The 17,594-nt window shown below is 61.7% G+C and carries 21 protein-coding genes; 14 read left to right on the forward strand and 7 right to left on the reverse strand.

Features of this window, described 5'->3' with window-relative positions; genetic code table 11:
• The first annotated feature begins 86 nt into the window (after positions 1-86).
• From KYT97_RS14120 to KYT97_RS14165, 10 genes are all read left to right on the forward strand, one after another.
• Complete coding sequence (locus tag KYT97_RS14120; protein ID WP_219112636.1) at positions 87-1,379, forward strand: cytochrome P450; 1,293 nt, start codon at positions 87-89, stop codon at positions 1,377-1,379.
• Entirely contained in the window at positions 1,379-1,567 is a 189-nt protein-coding gene (locus KYT97_RS14125) for a ferredoxin (RefSeq protein WP_045064766.1), read from the forward strand. The genes KYT97_RS14120 and KYT97_RS14125 overlap by 1 nt, the downstream gene beginning before the upstream one ends.
• A gap of 41 nt (positions 1,568-1,608) precedes the next feature.
• The gene (locus KYT97_RS14130) at positions 1,609-1,920 is read left to right on the forward strand and encodes a DUF1330 domain-containing protein (RefSeq protein WP_219112638.1); all 312 of its coding nucleotides are present in this window, start codon (positions 1,609-1,611) and stop codon (positions 1,918-1,920) included.
• A gap of 217 nt (positions 1,921-2,137) precedes the next feature.
• The gene (locus tag KYT97_RS14135) at positions 2,138-2,674 is read left to right on the forward strand and encodes a carboxymuconolactone decarboxylase family protein (RefSeq protein ID WP_033237414.1); all 537 of its coding nucleotides are present in this window, start codon (positions 2,138-2,140) and stop codon (positions 2,672-2,674) included.
• 3 nt (positions 2,675-2,677) lie between these two features.
• On the forward strand, positions 2,678-3,943 hold the full coding sequence (locus KYT97_RS14140; RefSeq protein WP_033237420.1) for an aromatic ring-hydroxylating oxygenase subunit alpha: 1,266 nt from the start codon (positions 2,678-2,680) through the stop codon (positions 3,941-3,943).
• A complete protein-coding gene (locus KYT97_RS14145) occupies positions 3,927-4,250 on the forward strand; it encodes a hypothetical protein (RefSeq protein WP_033237421.1) in 324 nt (107 codons plus the stop codon). Before KYT97_RS14140 ends, KYT97_RS14145 begins: the two co-directional genes overlap by 17 nt.
• A gap of 54 nt (positions 4,251-4,304) precedes the next feature.
• Positions 4,305-5,516 carry a metal-dependent hydrolase family protein gene (locus KYT97_RS14150; RefSeq protein ID WP_033236973.1) on the forward strand — a complete coding sequence of 404 codons (1,212 nt, stop codon included), beginning with the start codon at positions 4,305-4,307 and terminating at the stop codon, positions 5,514-5,516.
• A complete protein-coding gene (locus KYT97_RS14155; protein ID WP_045064773.1) occupies positions 5,503-5,922 on the forward strand; it encodes a nuclear transport factor 2 family protein in 420 nt (139 codons plus the stop codon). Before KYT97_RS14150 ends, KYT97_RS14155 begins: the two co-directional genes overlap by 14 nt.
• Positions 5,919-7,013, forward strand: a complete 1,095-nt coding sequence (locus KYT97_RS14160; RefSeq protein WP_033236975.1) for an acyl-CoA dehydrogenase family protein — start codon at positions 5,919-5,921, stop codon at positions 7,011-7,013. The genes KYT97_RS14155 and KYT97_RS14160 overlap by 4 nt, the downstream gene beginning before the upstream one ends.
• Positions 7,010-7,807, forward strand: a complete 798-nt coding sequence (locus tag KYT97_RS14165; protein ID WP_218833729.1) for an acyl-CoA dehydrogenase family protein — start codon at positions 7,010-7,012, stop codon at positions 7,805-7,807. The genes KYT97_RS14160 and KYT97_RS14165 overlap by 4 nt, the downstream gene beginning before the upstream one ends.
• Here the strand turns inward: KYT97_RS14165 and KYT97_RS31275 are convergent.
• From KYT97_RS31275 to KYT97_RS14180, 3 genes are read right to left on the reverse strand one after another with little or no spacing between them, the layout of a single operon-like run.
• Positions 7,740-8,561, reverse strand: coding sequence for a hotdog family protein (locus KYT97_RS31275; RefSeq protein ID WP_425332404.1), 822 nt, complete (start codon positions 8,559-8,561; stop codon positions 7,740-7,742). The genes KYT97_RS14165 and KYT97_RS31275 overlap by 68 nt on opposite strands.
• Entirely contained in the window at positions 8,497-9,126 is a 630-nt protein-coding gene (locus KYT97_RS14175; RefSeq protein WP_045064778.1) for a PaaI family thioesterase, read from the reverse strand. Before KYT97_RS14175 ends, KYT97_RS31275 begins: the two co-directional genes overlap by 65 nt.
• Before the next feature lie 17 nt (positions 9,127-9,143).
• Entirely contained in the window at positions 9,144-10,070 is a 927-nt protein-coding gene (locus KYT97_RS14180; protein ID WP_033236977.1) for a TIGR03564 family F420-dependent LLM class oxidoreductase, read from the reverse strand.
• Positions 10,071-10,268: 198 nt separating this feature from the next.
• On the opposite strand from KYT97_RS14180, the gene KYT97_RS14185 reads away from it, so the two are divergent.
• Complete coding sequence (locus tag KYT97_RS14185; RefSeq protein WP_219112642.1) at positions 10,269-10,850, forward strand: nuclear transport factor 2 family protein; 582 nt, start codon at positions 10,269-10,271, stop codon at positions 10,848-10,850.
• Positions 10,851-10,907: 57 nt separating this feature from the next.
• Here KYT97_RS14185 and KYT97_RS14190 read toward each other — a convergent pair whose 3' ends face one another.
• The 3 genes from KYT97_RS14190 to KYT97_RS14200 are packed head-to-tail and all read right to left on the reverse strand — an operon-like array spanning position 10,908 to position 13,858.
• Positions 10,908-11,690, reverse strand: a complete 783-nt coding sequence (locus tag KYT97_RS14190) for an enoyl-CoA hydratase (protein ID WP_033236979.1) — start codon at positions 11,688-11,690, stop codon at positions 10,908-10,910.
• A gap of 10 nt (positions 11,691-11,700) precedes the next feature.
• Positions 11,701-12,876 carry an acyl-CoA dehydrogenase family protein gene (locus tag KYT97_RS14195; protein WP_033236980.1) on the reverse strand — a complete coding sequence of 392 codons (1,176 nt, stop codon included), beginning with the start codon at positions 12,874-12,876 and terminating at the stop codon, positions 11,701-11,703.
• On the reverse strand, positions 12,860-13,858 hold the full coding sequence (locus tag KYT97_RS14200) for an acyl-CoA dehydrogenase family protein (protein ID WP_045064781.1): 999 nt from the start codon (positions 13,856-13,858) through the stop codon (positions 12,860-12,862). Before KYT97_RS14200 ends, KYT97_RS14195 begins: the two co-directional genes overlap by 17 nt.
• A gap of 176 nt (positions 13,859-14,034) precedes the next feature.
• On the opposite strand from KYT97_RS14200, the gene KYT97_RS14205 reads away from it, so the two are divergent.
• The 3 genes from KYT97_RS14205 to KYT97_RS14215 are packed head-to-tail and all read left to right on the forward strand — an operon-like array spanning position 14,035 to position 16,694.
• A complete protein-coding gene (locus KYT97_RS14205) occupies positions 14,035-14,691 on the forward strand; it encodes a TetR/AcrR family transcriptional regulator (protein WP_230590427.1) in 657 nt (218 codons plus the stop codon).
• A gap of 56 nt (positions 14,692-14,747) precedes the next feature.
• On the forward strand, positions 14,748-15,572 hold the full coding sequence (locus KYT97_RS14210; protein ID WP_219112643.1) for an acyl-CoA thioesterase: 825 nt from the start codon (positions 14,748-14,750) through the stop codon (positions 15,570-15,572).
• 42 nt (positions 15,573-15,614) lie between these two features.
• On the forward strand, positions 15,615-16,694 hold the full coding sequence (locus KYT97_RS14215; protein ID WP_219112645.1) for an NAD(P)H-dependent amine dehydrogenase family protein: 1,080 nt from the start codon (positions 15,615-15,617) through the stop codon (positions 16,692-16,694).
• 9 nt (positions 16,695-16,703) lie between these two features.
• Here the strand turns inward: KYT97_RS14215 and KYT97_RS14220 are convergent, their stop codons facing one another.
• The gene (locus KYT97_RS14220; RefSeq protein WP_033236984.1) at positions 16,704-17,582 is read right to left on the reverse strand and encodes an ArgK/MeaB family GTPase; all 879 of its coding nucleotides are present in this window, start codon (positions 17,580-17,582) and stop codon (positions 16,704-16,706) included.
• Positions 17,583-17,594 lie beyond the last annotated feature (12 nt).

The following is a 17,594-nucleotide window of genomic DNA, read 5'->3' on the forward strand; positions in this document are numbered from 1 at the left end:
AAATGACCCACTGACTCAGGTGAGCAGCCCCTCGCCTCAAGAATCGAGACATACGCGCGAGCGATGTCGCGGGAAACGGTGTAGCCATGACCGACTTCGAGACCAAGAACTTTTTCAAAGACGACGATCTTGTCGTGGACCCGTATCCGTACTTCGAGGCGATGCGCGGTCAATGCCCCGTCAAGCGCGAACCGCACCACGACGTAGTCATGGTGACGGGGTACGAGGAAGCCGTGGAGGTGCTGCAGGACAGCGTGACATTCTCGTCGTGCACGTCGGTTACCGGGCCGTTTCCAGGTTTCCCGGTCCCGCTCGAAGGCGACGACGTCTCGGAATTGATCGAACTGCACCGCCACAAGCTCCCGATGAACGATCAGCTTCCGACACTCGATCCCCCGATGCACACCGATCACCGCGCGCTGCTCATGCGATTGATCACCCCCAAGCGCCTCAAGGAGAACGAGGACTGGATGTGGACGCTCGCAGACCAGTTGCTGGACAAGGCACTCGAGGGCGGCGAAGGTGAATTCATCAGCGAGTTCGCCCTCCCGTATGCGTTGCTGGCCATCGCCGATCTGCTCGGTGTTCCCGAGGACGATCGCAACGATTTTGTTCGGAATCTCGGACAACCTCACGGTGGTGGGGGCGGCGGTGTCGGAAGCACCGGTGACGACACGATGGCCCACACTCCGATGGAATTCCTGTACGCACAGTTCACCGCCTACGTCGAGGGCCGTCGCCGTGAACCACGTGACGATGTCATGACCGGTTTGGCCACCGCAACGTTCCCGGACGGCTCGACCCCCGATGTCGCAGACGTTGTACATGTTGCTGCCAACCTTTTTTCGGCCGGCCAGGAAACCACGGTCCGCCTGCTCAGCTCCGCACTGAAGATCCTTGCGGAAGAGCCGGAGCTCCAAGCACTTCTACGCAAGGAACGCGACCGCATTCCCAACTTCATCGAAGAGACACTGCGGATCGAAAGCCCGATCAAAGGCGATTTCCGGCTCTCTCGGGTTCCCACAACCATTGGCGGAGTGGATATCCCGGCAGGAACCACGGTGATGTTGGTCAACGGCGCCGCCAATCGCGATCCGCGCCAGTTCCCGGATGCTGCGACGTTCGACATCGATCGACCCAATTCCCGCACACACATCGCCTTCGGCCGTGGCATTCACAGCTGCCCCGGCGCCCCACTCGCTCGTACGGAAGCCCGGATTTGCCTCGAGCGCCTTCTGGACCGCACCACGGACATCCGAATTTCGGAGAGTATTCACGGAACGGCGGATAACCGTAATTTCCAGTATGTTCCGACGTTCATCCTCCGCGGTCTCACCAACTTGAATCTCGAGTACACGCTCGCCGAGGAGGGCGCCTGATGAAGGTCACTGTCGACCCGGACGGATGCAAGGGGCACGGCGTCTGCCTCACGATCGCCCCTGAGGTCTTTACTCTCACCGACGACGGTTACGCCGAGGCGATTGCCGACGAGGTTCCGACAGACTCGGAAGGTGCAGTTCGTGACGCTGTCTCGAATTGCCCCGAGCGCGCAATCACCCTGACCTGACTTCACTTTCAACCATCAATCACGACAACCAGGAGTACGCAATGCCCAAGGGATATGTCATCTTGACCGAAGCCGTCAAGGACGAAGCCGGCATGAATGCCTATGGCCGGGCATCTGCGCCCTCACTGGCAAAGGGCGGCGCCACAGTTCTGTCGGTCGAGACGACACCTCGCGTACTCGAGGGCGATTGGCACGGCGACCGGACAGTCGTCCTCGAGTTCGCATCGGTCGAGGCGGCACGTACTTGGTACGAGTCCGACGAGTACCAGGAGGCAAAGGTGTTGCGCGAGAGTGCTGCCGAGACCAATGCCGTGATCCTGTCAGGATTCGAGATGCCGAGTCGCCGTGAGTGATGTCGACCTCTAACGGGTCGAGCAGACCCTGAATCTCACGCGGTGTTCGTCTGTCGAACACCGCGTGTTTTTTGTGTGTAGACCGACCGAACCCGGCCGACGTTGACGACGGGTGAGGACTGTGGAAATATTGCGCTCAGTTAAAGAGAATGTGATTCTCAAAGATGAGATCGAAAATATTGCACCTTTCGATGACAGCAAAGGAAACGAACATCTGATGCGGCTATCTCCGTTACCCGAAGCAGATTGGGACGACCAGGTCCGAATGTCGTTGCGCGGAATGCTGCCCCGTGAGCGGCAGAACCCGGAAGGTGCCGGACCGGCTCTGTCCACTCTGGTGAATCACCCTGAACTGACCAGGGACTTCCTCATCTTCAGCACGCGAATGCTGTACCGCAACAGCCTTCCGCCGCGCCTGCGCGAACTCGCCATCCTGAGGGTTGCAACGCGCCGAAACTGCGCTTACGAGAAGACCCACCACATCATCATCGCCCAGGAGGAAGCAGGCCTGACGCCGACCGAGATCGAATCGGCGATGCGCGGCGAAGCCCTCGTCGAACCCGACATCACGGTGTTGCGCGCCGTCGAAGAGCTCGAAGTCGATTCGATCGTCTCCGACGAGACCTGGGCTGCACTCAGCGAGTACTTCGACAAACGACAGCTGATGGATTTTGTCTTCACCGTCGGCTGCTATGGCCTGATGGCCATGGCCTTCAACTCATTTGGCATCGAGCCAGACCACGAAAGCGAGTAGACCGTGCCACACTTCGCCAAACCGGCCGCGGGAAGCTGGACCGAACAGTATCCCCACCTCGGCACCGCACCCGTCGACTACACCGACTCCATCGACCCCGAACACTACGAAGCCGAACGCGAAGCAATCTTCAAACGCACCTGGCTCAACGTCGGACGCGTCGAACGAGTCCCCCGCACCGGCAGCTACTTCACCAAAGAACTCGCCGCCGTCAACACCTCCCTGATCATCGTCAAAGGCGCCGACGGAACCATCCGCGCATTCCACAACGTCTGCCGCCACCGCGGAAACAAGCTGGTATGGAACGAAATCCCCGGCGACGAAACCTCAGGCACCTGCCGCCAGTTCACCTGCAAATACCACGCCTGGCGCTACGACCTCGACGGCAAACTCTCCTTCATCCAACAAGAAGGCGAATTCTTCGACGTCGACAAGCAGGACTACGGACTCGTCGAAGTCACCTGCGAAACCTGGCAAGGCTTCATCTTCGTCAACCTCAACCCCCAGCAAAGCCTCGAGGAATACCTCGGCCCCATGCTCAAGGGCGTCGAAGGCTACCCCTTCCACGAAATGACCGAGGTCTACAGCTACCGCGCCGAAATCGGCAGCAACTGGAAACTCTTCATCGACGCATTCGCCGAGTTCTACCACGCCCCCATCCTGCACCAGAAGCAGGCAACCAAGGCCGAAGCAGACAAACTCGCCGCCACCGGCTTCGAAGCACTCCACTACGAACTCGACGGACCCCACTCCCTCATCTCCTCATGGGGCGGAATGGCACCGCCGAAAGACCTCAACATGGTCAAGCCCATCGAACGCGCACTGCGCAGCGGACTCTTCGGCCCCTGGGACCGCCCCGACATCGAAGGCCTCGACCCCCTACCCCCCACACTCAACCCCGCACGCCACGCAGCCTGGGGCGAAGACAGCTTCACCATCTTCCCCAACTTCATGCTCCTCATCTGGGCACCAGGCTGGTACCTCACCTACCACTACTGGCCCACCGCAGTCGACAAACACATCTTCGAAGCCAGCCTCTACTTCGTACCCCCCAAGAACACCCGCGAACGACTCGCACACGAACTCGCCGCAGTCACCTTCAAGGAATACGCACTCCAAGACGCGAACACCCTCGAAGCCTCACAAACAATGATGGCCACCCGCACCGTCACCGAATTCCCCCTCTGCGACCAAGAACTCCTCATCCGCCACCTTCACCACACCGCACGAACACACGTCAAGGAGCACCGCGATGCCACTACCAACTGACTTCGCCGACCTCGAACGCTTCGCCGACTGGATCCTCCCCACCGAAGGCGAACGCTACGCAAAACGCCTCGCCTCCACCATGCCCGAAATGCAAGACTTCTACGACGCCGCCTTCAACCGACTCGAAGACGCCATCACCTACTGCGACAAATTCCCCCTCGACGACCTACCCGACGACGCACGAGCACTCGTACACCTCATGCAATCCTTCGTCATGGTCACCTTCCCCATCGAAGTCTGGAAACAACCCCGCGTCCCCGACAGCGGCGCAGCCTACGTAGCCGTCACCGTCGAACCCGTCGTCTGACCCGATCTACCGATCGTCTGATCTTCTGATCTTCTGATCTCAAAGGGACTGAACATGATCACACTCAAAGCAGCGGGAATGCTCGACGTCGACAGCGGCGAGATCGTCCGGCCGGCCGTCATCAAGGTCGACGAAGGCAAGATCGTCGGAATCGGCGGAACACCCGAAGGCGAAATCGTCGACCTCGGCGACCAGATTCTTCTTCCCGGACTCATGGACATGGAGGTAAACCTGCTGATGGGTGGACGCGGCGAAAAGCCGGTCTACTCAACGGTTCAGGATGATCCGCCGCTCCGGATGCTGCGTGCCGTCGGCAACTCACGTCGCACTCTGCGCGCGGGTTTCACCACTGTTCGCAACCTGGGACTGTTCGTGAAAACCGGTGGCTACCTGCTCGACGTGGCTCTCGGCAAGGCAATCGATGCGGGTTGGGTCGACGGACCGCGAATCATCCCGGCCGGCCACGCGATCACTCCCACTGGTGGCCACCTCGATCCGACGATGTTCGCGGCGTTTGCTCCCGGCGTGTTGGACCTGACTATCGAAGAGGGCATCGCCAACGGTGTCGACGAGTGCCGTAAGGCTGTTCGCTACCAGATCAAGCACGGCGCTCAGTTGATCAAGGTCTGCGTTTCGGGTGGAGTCATGTCACACACCGGACTACCTGGTGCGCAACACTATTCCAACGAAGAACTGCGTGCGATCGTGGACGAGGCGCACCGACGCGGTCTGCGTGTCGCGTCGCACACGCACGGCGCAGAAGCAGTGAAGGCGGCAATCGAAGCCGGCATCGACTGCATCGAGCACGGCTTCCTGGTCGACGACGAGGCCATCGCAATGATGGTCGAGCACGGCACCTTCCTGGTGCCGACCACGCGCTTGGCCGACGCCATGGATACCTCCAAGGCCGCGCCGGAGCTACAGGCCAAGGCGGCCGAAATGTTCCCGCGTGCACGACTTTCGGTCAAGGCGGCATACGACGCCGGTGTGAAGATCGCCGTAGGCACCGATGCGCCGGCAATCCCGCACGGAAAGAATGCAGACGAACTGGTTGCCCTCGTCTCTCGCGGCATGAGCAATATCGCGGTGTTGCGGGCGGCCACCACCGTCGCCGCAGATCTCATCAACGTCACCGACCGTGGCCGTCTGGCCGAAGGTCTACTCGCCGACATCATTGCGGTACCCGGAGATCCGTTGGAGGACATCACGGTTACCCAGCGAGTCGGCTTCGTCATGAAGGGCGGAAAGATTTATGTCAACAACTGACGAGATCATGGAGATCTCGCAACTTCTCGCTCGCTATGCGGTCAACATGACCAAGGGCGATGTCGACGGTGTTGTCGCTGTGTTCACTCCGGACGGCACGTACAGCGCTTTCGGCGACAAGTACCCACTCGACGAGTTTCCCGCTCTGGTTGCGGCCGCTCCCCAGGGGCTGTTCATGACGGGGACACCCGTCGTCGAATTCACCGGTGCCGACACGGCAACCGGAAGCCAGACACTGTGCTTCGTCGATCATGCAACGCACGACATGCGGATCGGCTACTACAGCGATACGTACCTGCGCACCGAAGACGGTTGGCGGCTGCAGACGCGCGCGATGACGTTCCTGCGCCGCAACGGCGATCATGATTCGGGTATTCCTCACGCTTTCGATCGTCCGGGGGCATGAACGTCCCCGAATTTCGGTCGGCCGTTCAGACCTGGCTGGCCGAAAACGATCTCTCCCCCGGATCCGATCATTCGCTCGACGGTCAGGTAGAACAGCTCGGCCGCGTTCGAGGTGCACTGTTCGACGCGGGTTGGATGCGGTACGGCTGGCCCGAGGAGGTCGGCGGGCTCGGTGGGCCCGCTGTCCTGCGTGCGGTTCTCGGCGAGGAAGTTGCCACTCGCGACCTCGCCGAGCCCGGCATCTACTCGATGATCGAAGTCCTTGCTCCCACGATGATTTCGTACGCCCGGCCGGAGTTGGCAGCGGAAATGGTTCCGCGACTTCTCAGTGGACGTGAGCAATGGTGCCAGGGCTTCTCCGAACCCGGTTCGGGTAGCGATCTCGCGTCGCTGAGCACCCGGGCAGTCCGAGACGGGGAAAACTGGGTTGTCAACGGTCAGAAAGTCTGGACGTCGCTGGCTCAGTATTCGGCGCGATGTGTCCTGCTCACCCGTACCGGGCCGGGCCACGACGGAATTACCGCCTTCTTCGTCGACATGGACACTCCAGGCATCACCGTCCGGCCGCTGCGCACCATGCACGGAGTCGACGAGTTTGCCGAGGTCTACTTCGACGACGTCGTCGTTCCGGCGGACCGCATGCTCGGCAAGCCGGGCGACGGTTGGCGAGTGGCGATGGATCTACTGCCCCATGAGCGTTCCACGTGCTTCTGGCATCGGATCGCGTACCTGTTCTCCCGTCTGGATCAGCTGCTCGCCGAATCCGACACAGACGCAACAGATGACGCCGAACTCGGCGCCGCCTACCTGGCACTGCACACCGTGCGAGCCCGGTCCCTCGCGACACAAACCCGATTGGCGGAGGGCGCAAAGATCGGCCCGGAGACATCGATCGACAAGGTTCTGCTGGCGACCTCCGAGCAGCAGTTGTTCGATACCGTGCGCGACTTGTTGCCTGGCACCATCGAACTCGACGAGACGCCATGGCGGTCGGAGTTCCTGTACTCGCGTGCAGCCACCATCTACGGCGGTACAGCTGAAATTCAGCGCAACATCATCGCGCGGCGGCTGCTGGATCTGGGGAAGGAATGAGCATGCACGACGACGAGCTGAATCTGCTCACCGAAACGCTCCGCAAGACAATGCTCAGTGTGTCCGGCAGCAAACTCGATGCCGCCATGACCGAACTCGGTTGGACCGAGATGCTCACCGAAATGCCCGATGTAGCAGTGCCTCTGGTATTTCGCCTGCTCGGCGAGACCGGCGCCCATGCACCACTGGTCAACGACGTGGTGTTGGCCGATACCGCGCTGAGTCTGCCCGTGGGCGGTACCGTCGCGCTGCCGTACTCCGGTGGGCGCTGGGTCCTGTGGGAACGGAGCGAGGGACCCGGAACAACATTGGACACCGATGTTCCGCTACGCGTCGTGGAGGCCGGTGATGCCGTCCCGCTCGCGGCGGGTCGCCGGGCACTCGGATGGTGGTTGGTGGGTACCAGTCGCGCAATGCTCGATCTCGCCCGCACCCATGCCTTGAACCGCATGCAGTTCGGTAAGCCGGTGGCATCGTTCCAGGCTGTTCGTCATCGGCTTGCCGAGACGCTGGTCGCCATCGAGGGCGCGGAAGCAACGTTGAATACCGCCACCGACGACCTCGGCTCGCTGCTGGCGAAGGCCGCGGCCGGCAAAGCCGCTCTGACAACGGCCCGCCACTGCCAGCAAGTACTCGGCGGGATCGGTTTCACTGCCGAACACGACCTTCACCGTCACGTCCGTCGGGCCATGCTTCTCGACGGATTGCTCGGCAGTGCACGGGAACTCACCCGTGAGGCGGGGGCAACCATCCGAACTCAGGGATTTGCTCCACGTCTGACGCAACTGAGCTGAGCTCACACAAGTCAGGTCGTCCCCCCCCCCCCCCCCCCCCCCCCCCCCCCCCCCGCCCCCCCCCCCCCCCCCCCCCCGCGCGGCCCCCCCCCCCCCCCCCCCCCGCCCCCCCCCCCGCCCCCCCCCCCCCCCCCCCCCCCCCCCCCCGGGGGGGGGGGGGGGGGGCCCCCCCCGCCCCCCCCCCCCCCCCCCCCACCGCCAGGTACCCGTCCACGGTGATCTCACCGTGAGCGCGGACCTTCTCGTCTTCATCGCTCATCCGACGACCGGTGATCACAACGCCTTCGAAGAGTGGGAGCGGCTGGTGGTAGCGCACCACCAGTTCCTCCAGAAGGGTCGATCCCTCCGGGTGTGTCAGGCCGAGTATGTGATCGAGCATCAGCGCCGACATCCCACCATGCACAAGTCCCTGCGGTCCTTGGTAGGGCAGGCCGAGCGAGCCGGTCGCCCGGACAGTGCCGTCAGGCAATCTCTCCATATCCAGGGGCGGTGCGAGGGCATTGCCTCTCCCACTGACAGGGTCACGGAACTCCACGGGTCCAGCGTTCTGCTCGAGCGCCGCTTCGATGCGGTCGAGTTCGTCGGCTACCGCGACCAGGGCGGGATCGTTCTCGTCCACCCTCAGGAGAAGGTCAGTCAATCGCCGCAGTCCGTCCGCCGCGTCGTCGATCGGTGACGGGTTAATCACGTCAGCCCTGTCGATCCTGGCCACGAGCCCCTCCTTCGCGCGGAACGATGAACAGTCCTTCTGCACTCACGCACAGGTCGTGTTCCCACCAGATTTCTCCACGGCACCACGACTTTCGGCCGTCTACGTACACATGCCAGGCCCGTACCGTCAGGTCGCAGCACACCGGCATCGGGTGGTGGTAGCGAAGCGTCAAACCTGCTGTCATGGCGGGGACTCCTGCTGCCATGTTCGCTTCCGCGAGAGCAACGTCGAGGACCATCGCCGCAAAACCCTCATGCACTACTCCGAGGGAACCCTGATGCGCGACCGAAAAAGTGACTGTCCCCTCGTTACCGTCGCCGATGTGACGCAAGTGGAGCGGAGCTGCAAGCACATTGGCGGATCCGACTACCGGACTGTATCGGACGATCCTGCCGATAGTGTTCATCTGATTCACCCGCTCCGCGGCAGAGCAGGAGCGAGCCTCGAGATCGTCAGCGAGAGCATGTATCCGCGAGGCCACGGCAGAGAGCCCCGGCATGTCGGAGCGGGCGGCCGCTACAGCCGCTGTCAGCCGCCGCACGGACACAACAGCTCGGGCAACCTCATCCGAATCCTGCTGTGCCACCGTGTCCACGTCGTACCTCATTCGGTTCCTCCCGGAAGTTACCCTGTTACCGGAGTTGCCATTTCGGCGAGAAGATCAGTGGTCCGGCGGACGGATTCCTTCCGGTCCGCACCGACGGGGAAGACGGCAGCCCAGATATCGGTCGCACCGGCATCCACCAGGGACTGCAATTGTGCGCGCACCGATCGAGCGTTGCCGACAATCGCCACATCCGCTGGGCTGCTTGCTCCGCCGGCGTCGAGAACCCGTTGATAGTTGGGCATTCCGGCATACGCGGTGGCATTTGCAGCAACAGCGGCGCGAGCTTCGTCGGCATCGTCGTGAACCGCCACCGGCAACCCGGCGACAATTCGAGGCGCTGGGCGACCCGCAGATTCCGCAGCAGTATGGAGCGCGGGAGCGATGTGGGACTCGATCACCTTGCCCGACGCCATCCATAACACCGTGCCATCGGCGTATTGTCCTGCCACCCGCAACATGCGGGGCGACATGGCGGAGAGCAGCACCGGGACGTCGTGGACGACCTTGGCCATCCGGCCGGCACTGCGCGTCGACCAATCCGCGCCGCGGAAGTCGACGTCTTCCCCGCGAAGCAGTGCGGTGACGATCTGTACATATTCTTCGGTATTGCGACCCGGGCGGTCGTAGGACAAGCCGTACACGTCCCGGACCAGCGATTCGTGCGAAGGTCCGAGCCCCAATGTGAATCCCTTGCGTCCCATGGCCTCTGCTACGGCAGCAACGCGATTCGCCTGCAGCAGTGGATGGCACGGATAGGTCTGCAGAACAGCAGTTCCGAGTTCGATCGACGTCGTGGCCCGCCCGGCTACCGCAAGTGCAGTCAGCGGATCACCGGCGACCGTGCTGGCGTACCAGAGTGAGGTAAAACCGTCTGCCTCTGCTCGTTGTGCTTGCTGGACAATTTTGTCGGTGGACGAAGCGCCGCCGGTCAATCCGATTCGCATGATTCCTCCAAAGTTGGAGTGGCTGATCCCGGCCACCGTCTGGCGCGAATAATGCTGCCAGAGAATTGGGTTGGCCTCGACGGAGACATATGACCGCCGGTCGAATCACGCCACGATTGGACTATACAACTGTATAGTCCAATGCGTCTATCGCGGCAGACTTCCCACCGACATCACATCAGCTGAAATGAGCAGAGGATGACCCTCGACAACTCCACCGAGACCCAGCAGCTCGAGACACTACAGAAAGATGTTCGCTATCTCATGGATCGCACCGCGATCCTGGACTGCATCAGCCGGCACGCCCGCGGATGCGATCGACACGACATCGATCTCATCACCGCCGCGTACCACGACAACGGCGTCGACGAACACGGGTTCGCAACCAATACGGGTCCCGAATACGGTGAATGGGCGAACACTGCCCACGCCGAAACCTCGCAGGTACACACGCACAACATCACCACGCACTCGTGCGACATCGACGGCGAGGTCGCACATGCCGAAAGCTACGTCATCGTTGTCCTCGTCGGCAATGACGGCAAGAGCGCGCAATTCATCAGTGGACGCTATCTCGATCGCCTGGAACGGCGAGAGGGTCAGTGGCGCATTGCAGTTCGCAGATCAACCGTCGAGGCAATGTTCGTCGCCGACGCACGGGTGCTGCAATCGCCCTTCTTCACAGAAAAGGGCTACCTCGTCGGCACCCGCGACCGCGAGGATTTGTCATACGAACGTCCGCTGACGTTGGAGAAGCCTGCCCCCGCAAGGTGGGAATAACCCTGTGCGCCTTTCCGGTAGCGCGAACTACCAGAAAGGCGCACAGAGCCGAAGGCCCTACTTGATCTTTTCCTTCATCTCGTCCAACTTCACCAGGATCGGGTAGCCCGAAACGCTGAGGGCATTGCCGTGACCGGTCTGGTGGATGTCGAACACGGACTGCACGGCAGCATAGAAGCCCTGCACGTCGAGTGTCTGGTTGACTGCGCGCTTGGCCTGACGGAGGCCGAATGACGGCATCTCGGCAATCTGCAAGGCCATGGCGCGCGCCTCGGCATCGAGCTGATCGCGCGGCACAACCTTGTTGACCATGCCGGTCTTCTCAGCCTCTTCGGCCGTCACCGGACGACCGGTGAAGAGGATTTCCTTTGCCTTACGGGCGCCGAGTTCCCACGTGTGACCGTGGTATTCGACGCCGCCGATGCCCATCAACGCAACCGGATCGGAGAACAATGCGTCCTCGGAAGCAATGATGAGGTCGCACGGCCAGCACAGCATCAAGCCACCCGCGATGATGCGCCCCTGAACCGCTGCGATCGACGGCTTGGGAGTGTTGCGCCAGCGCAACGTGTATTCCAGGTATCGACGGCTTTCGGCGCGGTAGATCCATTCCAAGGTGATTTCCTTGGGCGAGGGCCAACGATCATTGAGGTCGTGACCGGCCGAGAAGTGCTTGCCTTCGGCGCGAACTACGATCACCGCGACGTCGTCGTCCTCGGCCGCACGGGTCCAGGCTGCGTCGAGTTCGTCGAGCAACTGCATGTTCTGGACGTTCGCAACTTCGGGACGGTTGAGGGTGATGGTCGCGATCTTGTCGGCCACCTCGTAGAGAATGTACATGTCAGGCTCCTCAGCTTCGGGGAAGGCCGAGCACGCGCTCGGCGACGATAGTGCGCTGGATTTCGGAGGTTCCACCGGCGATCGTGCCGGCGAAGCTTCGTGCATAACGTTCGAACCAACTCGAACTGAAGGCCTCGTTGTCCATCGGGTTGTACGCCGACGTCAAAGCCGGATGAACCAAACCTTCGGGTCCGGCGGCGATCAAGGCTTCTTCCGAAGAGCGTTGTACAGCTTCGGAACCGAGCAGTTTGAGTATCGACAGGGCGGCCACGTCCTGTTCACCGCGAGCAGCGCGAGCCAACGCTGCCGAACCGAGCAGACGCAGCGCCTGATGGTCCATCACGAGCGTCGCGTAGTGATCCCGGTCGATGTCCGTCGCCGGATGGAAGTCCGCCATCAGATCTTGCAGGCGATCGGCAAAGCTGAGCCACAACAGGTTTCGCTCGTGTCCGAGCGAACCGGTTGCCACTGACCACCCCTTGTTCAGTTCACCGATCAGGTTCTCTGCCGGAACTTTCACATCGGTGAAAAACACTTCGTTGAAGTCGAGATCATCGTCTGCGCAGATGGATGCAAAGGGCCGGCGAACCAAGCCTGGTGAGTCGGTGGGGATCATCAGCACACTGATGCCCTGATGCTTGGGGGCATCGGGATCGGTGCGGACGAAGGTCAGGATCACGTCGGCGTCATGCGCGCCGGATGTCCAGACCTTCTGACCGTTGACCACAAAATGGTCTCCGTCACGATCGGCACGGGTGCGCAGCGACGCAAGATCCGAACCTGCGCCTGGCTCGCTCATGCCGAGTGCAGCGGTGATCTCAGCACGCAAAATCGGTGCGGCCCACTGCTTTTTCTGCTCCTCGGTTCCGAACGAGAGCAACGACGCGGCGATGATGCCCAGTCCTTGCGGATTGAAGCTGTGATAGATCCGCCGCTTCGACAGTTCCTCCAGATGCACGTACTGCTCGAGGATCCCAGCATTGCGCCCACCGAATTCCGGCGGGTTGCCCGGTAACAGCCAACCGTTGTCGAACTGCAGACGCTGCCATTCGCGCGCCCACTGCGGAATATCCGCGCTGGATCCGGCGCGCTCCGCGGCCTGCGCCTCGCTGGGAAGATTCTCGTCCAGGAAAGCGCGGAACTCTGCCCGGAATTCCTCGACGTCGGCGTCAAAGTTGAGTTGCACGGTACTCCTCGGCGATCAGCGCCCGATGCTGTGCCGCACCGCCGAGCAGTAGCTCACCGGCTTTGGCACGCTTGAGCGCAAACTGTAGGTCGTTTTCCCAGGTGAAGCTCATCGCTCCGAACAGCTGCATTCCGTTGCGGAACACCAACGATTGGCACTCCCCGGCTGCAGCCTTGGCCATGGACGCGGCCAGCCGCCGCCTCGGGTCGTTCTCGGCAATCGTCAGCGCTGCGTAGTACGCGAGGGCACGGGCACGCTCGATTGCGAGGTGCATGTCGGCAGCTTTGTGCTGGACAGCCTGGAACGATCCGATGAGGGAACCGAACTGCTTGCGGTTCCGCACATGGTCGAGTGCAAGATCAAGGACGCGCTGACACGCTCCGACTGTCGTGAGCGCCATTCCGGTGAGCGCGAGGTCCATGGCCCGTGCCGGATCTGCGCTACTGCGCTGGTCGACGCCGACCCGCACGCCGTCGAACGACACTTCCGCAACGTGAAGCACCGGATCGAAAATCGGACTGCGCGTCGCTGTGACGTCCGCGGCCGGAACAACAAAGACTCCCGCCGACGTGACGACGGCCAACTTCTCGGCGCGATCACCGTCGAGTACGCGGTGCGCCGTGCCGTCCAGACGCCACCCGTTTCCGTCACGGCTGGCACTGACGCCCTCGAATACTGCCGTTCCCGGCTGCTCAGGATCGATCGGCTCACTCGAAAGTGGAGCAAATTGTGTCATTGTCGCCAGGTAGGGAGTGGGATCCGTCGCTCGGCCCAACTCTTCCAAGACGATTGCCAATTCAACTGCGGTATCAGGATCGGTCAACTCGGTCCAACCGAGCGAAACGTAAGTTTTCCAAATTTGTATCGGGTTGGCGTCGTTGTCGACGACGTCCCGGATCAGCGACGACGGGCATTCCTTTGCCGTCACTTCGCGCACGGTGTTTTGCCATAGTCGCTGATCGGAGTCGAACTCGAAGAGCATCCCGAACTGCCTCCCTGTCGGAGCTGCGGTGCATTATTGTTTGAGAATAGCATTCTCGCTCAGCGATAGTAATAGTCTCGAAAATGTAAATAACACTTGGTCGTTCCACTGTGACACAGACATCTCCGGTACAGTGCAAACATGTTTTTGACAATCGGAAGGGGGCTGGTGCAGTGGTGACCACGCCCAGCGAAGAGCCGGCATGGAAGCAACGGTCGGTCGAGCGTTCCATCAAGACCGCAAAGCTTCGCGCAGAGCAACGCGTGCAGCGATTTCTCGATGCGGCACAGTCGATCATCACCGAAAAAGGCACCACCGACTTCACCGTGCAAGAGGTGGTCGACCGGTCCAAACTGTCCTTGCGTAGCTTCTACCTCCAATTCGACGGTAAGCACGAACTACTGTTGGCATTGTTCGAAGACGCCCTGAGCCGTAGCGCCGAACAGATCCGTGCAGCGACCGCCGGCACATCCGAACCGATGGACCAACTCAAGATCGCAGTCGAGCTTCTTTTCGAGTTCTGTCGTCCCGACCCAGCTGCTCAGCGTCCGCTGTTCACCGATTTCGCCCCCCAGTTGCTGCTGTCGCATCCGGCCGAGGTCAAGGTTGCCCACTCCTCGCTTCTCGCGTTCTTCGTCGAACTGATGGAGAAGGTGAGCGAAGCAGGACAGTTGCGCGAGGGCGTCAACCCCCGCCGAATTGCCGCCATGACCATGCAGACGGTGATGTTCATTGCGCAGTCCAGCGGCGCCCCGGACGACGCAACCGTCCATCCCATTTCCTCCGACGAGGTCTGGGCCTTCTGTTCACAGGGGTTCGCACACAAGGGCTGAAAAACAGGATTGAGAACTTCATTCTCAATTGAGGAAATTTTATATACACTCGGCCGATGTCCGAGTTATGGAACGACCTCCTAGCCTGCCTCGACCTGCAACCGCAGACCGGACGAACTGATACCGACGAGAATGCGGCCACCCTCGTTTTCGAGGGTCCCAACCTGCATTTGACGTACCACCGACTTTTCGGCGGGCAAATTCTCGGTCAGTTCGTCCGCGCGGCCGAATTGACCTGTCCGAACAAGAGCATGAAGTCGCTTCATTCCCTGTTTGCCAGGGAAGGCAGCGCCGACGAAACCGTCCGCTACGAAGTGACGCGTCAACACGAAGGCCGTTCCTTCGCAACATTGACCATCATTGCGCGCCAATCCAAAGGCGTCATCGCCACGTCCCTGATCTCCATGCATGCTCCCGAGGACGGCCCGGATCGTCAGTCAGAGAACACAATTGCGTCGCCACTCGGCGAAGAGTTCCGGACCGACGTCGACCTGATCCCGTGGGAAATACGCACCGACGTCGACCTCAACTCCACCGACACCGGCGCGCCCGAGTTCGAAATGTGGATGCGCACCCCACCGGTCAGCCAGAACCTCGCGCCCGCCATCGCCACCTACGCCACCGACCTCACGCTGATCGGCACCGCCCTACGCCCGGTCGACGGATTGAGCCAACTCGGCAACGGAACCACTTTCACGTCCGCAGTCACCTCACACAATCTGTGGTTTCACCGACCCTTCACGACCGACTCGTGGCTATTGCTGCGTCAGGACAGCCCCGTGACTGCTCACGGGCGCTGCTTCGGCCGCGGCGACGTGTACTCCGAAGACGGCAACCTCGTTGCCTCGTATGCACAGGAAGCCCTGCTCCGCCTACCGTGACAACCGATTCTCGGTAGCACCGACCGATCAGTTAGGTGTGACATGAGTTCAAATACACTGTCCGACAGCGCTGTCCAGAGAACCTCTGCCGTGAGACCCTACCGGGTGGTTCAGTGGGCGACCGGCAACATCGGCACCCGCTCGTTGCGCGGCGTCATCGAACATTCAAATCTGGAATTGGCCGGGGTATACGTGCATTCGGCTGACAAGGCCGGTCGTGACGCCGGTGAACTGTGCGGTATCGACGACGCCGGGGTGGTGGCCACCAACAGCATCGACGACGTCATCGGGCTGGCCGCGGATTGTGTGCTGTACATGCCACGCCAGTTCGACGCCGACGAAGTATGCCGCATTCTCGCGGCCGGCTCGAACATCGTCACCACTCGTGGAGAATTTCACTACCCTGCCGGCATGGACCCAGCACTGCGCGAGCGGATCGAAGCCGCGTGCCGAACCGGAGGAACGTCGATCCACAGCACCGGCAGCAGTCCCGGATTTGTGACCGAGGCACTCCCCCTGGTGTTGAGCTCGATTCAACGTCGCCTGAACCACCTCGCGATCAGTGAATTCGCCGATCTCTCCCAACGTAATTCACCCGGGATACTCTTCGATGTCATGGGATTCGGGCTCACCCCGACCGATTTCGACGAGAACCGAATCGCACACGTGAAGTCGAACTTCGGTCCGTCTCTCCAGCTGGTCGCCGAGTCGATCGGCATGCCGCTGGACTCCGTGGACGCCCACGGCGAGCTGGCCACCACCCGAACTACAGTCCAAATCGCAGCGGGAACCCTGGAGGCGGGCACCGTTGCCGCTCAACGGATCACCGTGAGCGGCAAACATGCCGGCCGAGAACTGCTGAGCTTCTGCGCAACGTGGTACTGCTCGAGCGAACTCGACGTGGATTGGAAGATTCGTGACACCGGCTGGCACATCGACGTCGACGGCGATGCGCCACTCGACATCGATCTTCGTTTCCCCATCCCCTTGGAGAGGATGAGCGAGACCGCGCCGGCCTACACGGCAAACCGGGCAGTCAACGCCATTCCTTCTGTCTGTGATGCAGCTCCGGGAATTCGTACGACACACGATCTTCCGCAGATTGTCGCAGATCTGAGCTAGCTGGCTTTCCTACGTTCCGAGCAGTCGCGCCGCAGCGGTGTACGCATCGCTGCGGCCCGCTGCGACGGCAGCGGCAAGTTCGTCGAGGTCTGCGTGGGCACGCAACCTCGATTGCGCCAACGACAGAATCTGCACCCTTGCCCGAGCCGTTCGCCGGGCAAGGGTGTCTGCACGCTGGTGAGCGTCGATGGCATCAGCCAGTTCTTCCGCACCAACACCTTTGGACGCAATCAGCTTGAGAATGGGGACGCCGGCCTCGGCGCGCAAGTCGCGGACGGTCTGATCCGCACCCTCTCGATCCGCTTTGTTCACGACCAGGATGTCGGCAACCTCGAGCAGTCCGGCCTTGGCCGCTTGAACTGCATCCCCCGCACCGGGATTGAGAACGACCACTGCGGGATCGGCGATGGCCGAGATCTCGATTTCGGACTGCCCGACGCCCACCGATTCGAGCAGAATCAGATCGTAGTCGAGCGCCGCGAGGAGGCGGATCGCTGCGGGTACGGCAACGGCCAGACCGCCCAGGTGACCGCGAGTGGCCACCGAGCGGATGAGGACGTCGGCGTCGTCGATGTGCTCTGCCATCCTGATTCGATCGCCCAACAATGCCCCGCCGCTGTACGGCGAGGATGGATCGACCGCAAGAACGGCAACCCGCAGTCCGCGCTGACGGTAGGCCCGCACGAGGACTGCGATGGTGGTCGACTTGCCTGCGCCCGGCGGACCGGTCACTCCGACCACCCGCACCGGTCGTGAGCCGACGATGTCGAGAACTTCTTCTCGCCGACTACTCTCGACCAGACTCAACAGCCGACCCGCGGCGCGCAGTGAACCTGAGCGCGCCGCGGTGACAAGATCCTCGATCGTTGCAACGGTAATTACAGTCATCGAGTACTCGAA

Origin of the sequence: Rhodococcus globerulus (assembly GCF_019334125.1) — a bacterium.
In the GTDB taxonomy this organism is placed as follows: domain Bacteria; phylum Actinomycetota; class Actinomycetes; order Mycobacteriales; family Mycobacteriaceae; genus Rhodococcus_F; species Rhodococcus_F globerula.

Excerpts from the sequence above, each read along its gene's own strand:
- KYT97_RS14190 (WP_033236979.1), bottom strand. The coding sequence starts at position 11,690 with ATGTACATTCTCTACGAGGTGGCCGACAAGATCGCGACCATCACCCTC.
- KYT97_RS14165 (WP_218833729.1), top strand. The coding sequence starts at position 7,010 with ATGAGCATGCACGACGACGAGCTGAATCTGCTCACCGAAACGCTCCGC.
- KYT97_RS14175 (WP_045064778.1), bottom strand. The coding sequence starts at position 9,126 with ATGAGGTACGACGTGGACACGGTGGCACAGCAGGATTCGGATGAGGTT.
- KYT97_RS14120 (WP_219112636.1), top strand. The coding sequence starts at position 87 with ATGACCGACTTCGAGACCAAGAACTTTTTCAAAGACGACGATCTTGTC.
- KYT97_RS14215 (WP_219112645.1), top strand. The coding sequence starts at position 15,615 with ATGAGTTCAAATACACTGTCCGACAGCGCTGTCCAGAGAACCTCTGCC.
- KYT97_RS14180 (WP_033236977.1), bottom strand. The coding sequence starts at position 10,070 with ATGCGAATCGGATTGACCGGCGGCGCTTCGTCCACCGACAAAATTGTC.
- KYT97_RS14135 (WP_033237414.1), top strand. The coding sequence starts at position 2,138 with ATGCGGCTATCTCCGTTACCCGAAGCAGATTGGGACGACCAGGTCCGA.
- KYT97_RS14155 (WP_045064773.1), top strand. The coding sequence starts at position 5,503 with ATGTCAACAACTGACGAGATCATGGAGATCTCGCAACTTCTCGCTCGC.
- KYT97_RS14145 (WP_033237421.1), top strand. The coding sequence starts at position 3,927 with ATGCCACTACCAACTGACTTCGCCGACCTCGAACGCTTCGCCGACTGG.
- KYT97_RS14220 (WP_033236984.1), bottom strand. The coding sequence starts at position 17,582 with ATGACTGTAATTACCGTTGCAACGATCGAGGATCTTGTCACCGCGGCG.
- KYT97_RS14150 (WP_033236973.1), top strand. The coding sequence starts at position 4,305 with ATGATCACACTCAAAGCAGCGGGAATGCTCGACGTCGACAGCGGCGAG.
- KYT97_RS14130 (WP_219112638.1), top strand. The coding sequence starts at position 1,609 with ATGCCCAAGGGATATGTCATCTTGACCGAAGCCGTCAAGGACGAAGCC.
- KYT97_RS14200 (WP_045064781.1), bottom strand. The coding sequence starts at position 13,858 with ATGCTCTTCGAGTTCGACTCCGATCAGCGACTATGGCAAAACACCGTG.
- KYT97_RS14160 (WP_033236975.1), top strand. The coding sequence starts at position 5,919 with ATGAACGTCCCCGAATTTCGGTCGGCCGTTCAGACCTGGCTGGCCGAA.
- KYT97_RS14185 (WP_219112642.1), top strand. The coding sequence starts at position 10,269 with ATGACCCTCGACAACTCCACCGAGACCCAGCAGCTCGAGACACTACAG.
- KYT97_RS14125 (WP_045064766.1), top strand. The coding sequence starts at position 1,379 with ATGAAGGTCACTGTCGACCCGGACGGATGCAAGGGGCACGGCGTCTGC.
- KYT97_RS14210 (WP_219112643.1), top strand. The coding sequence starts at position 14,748 with ATGTCCGAGTTATGGAACGACCTCCTAGCCTGCCTCGACCTGCAACCG.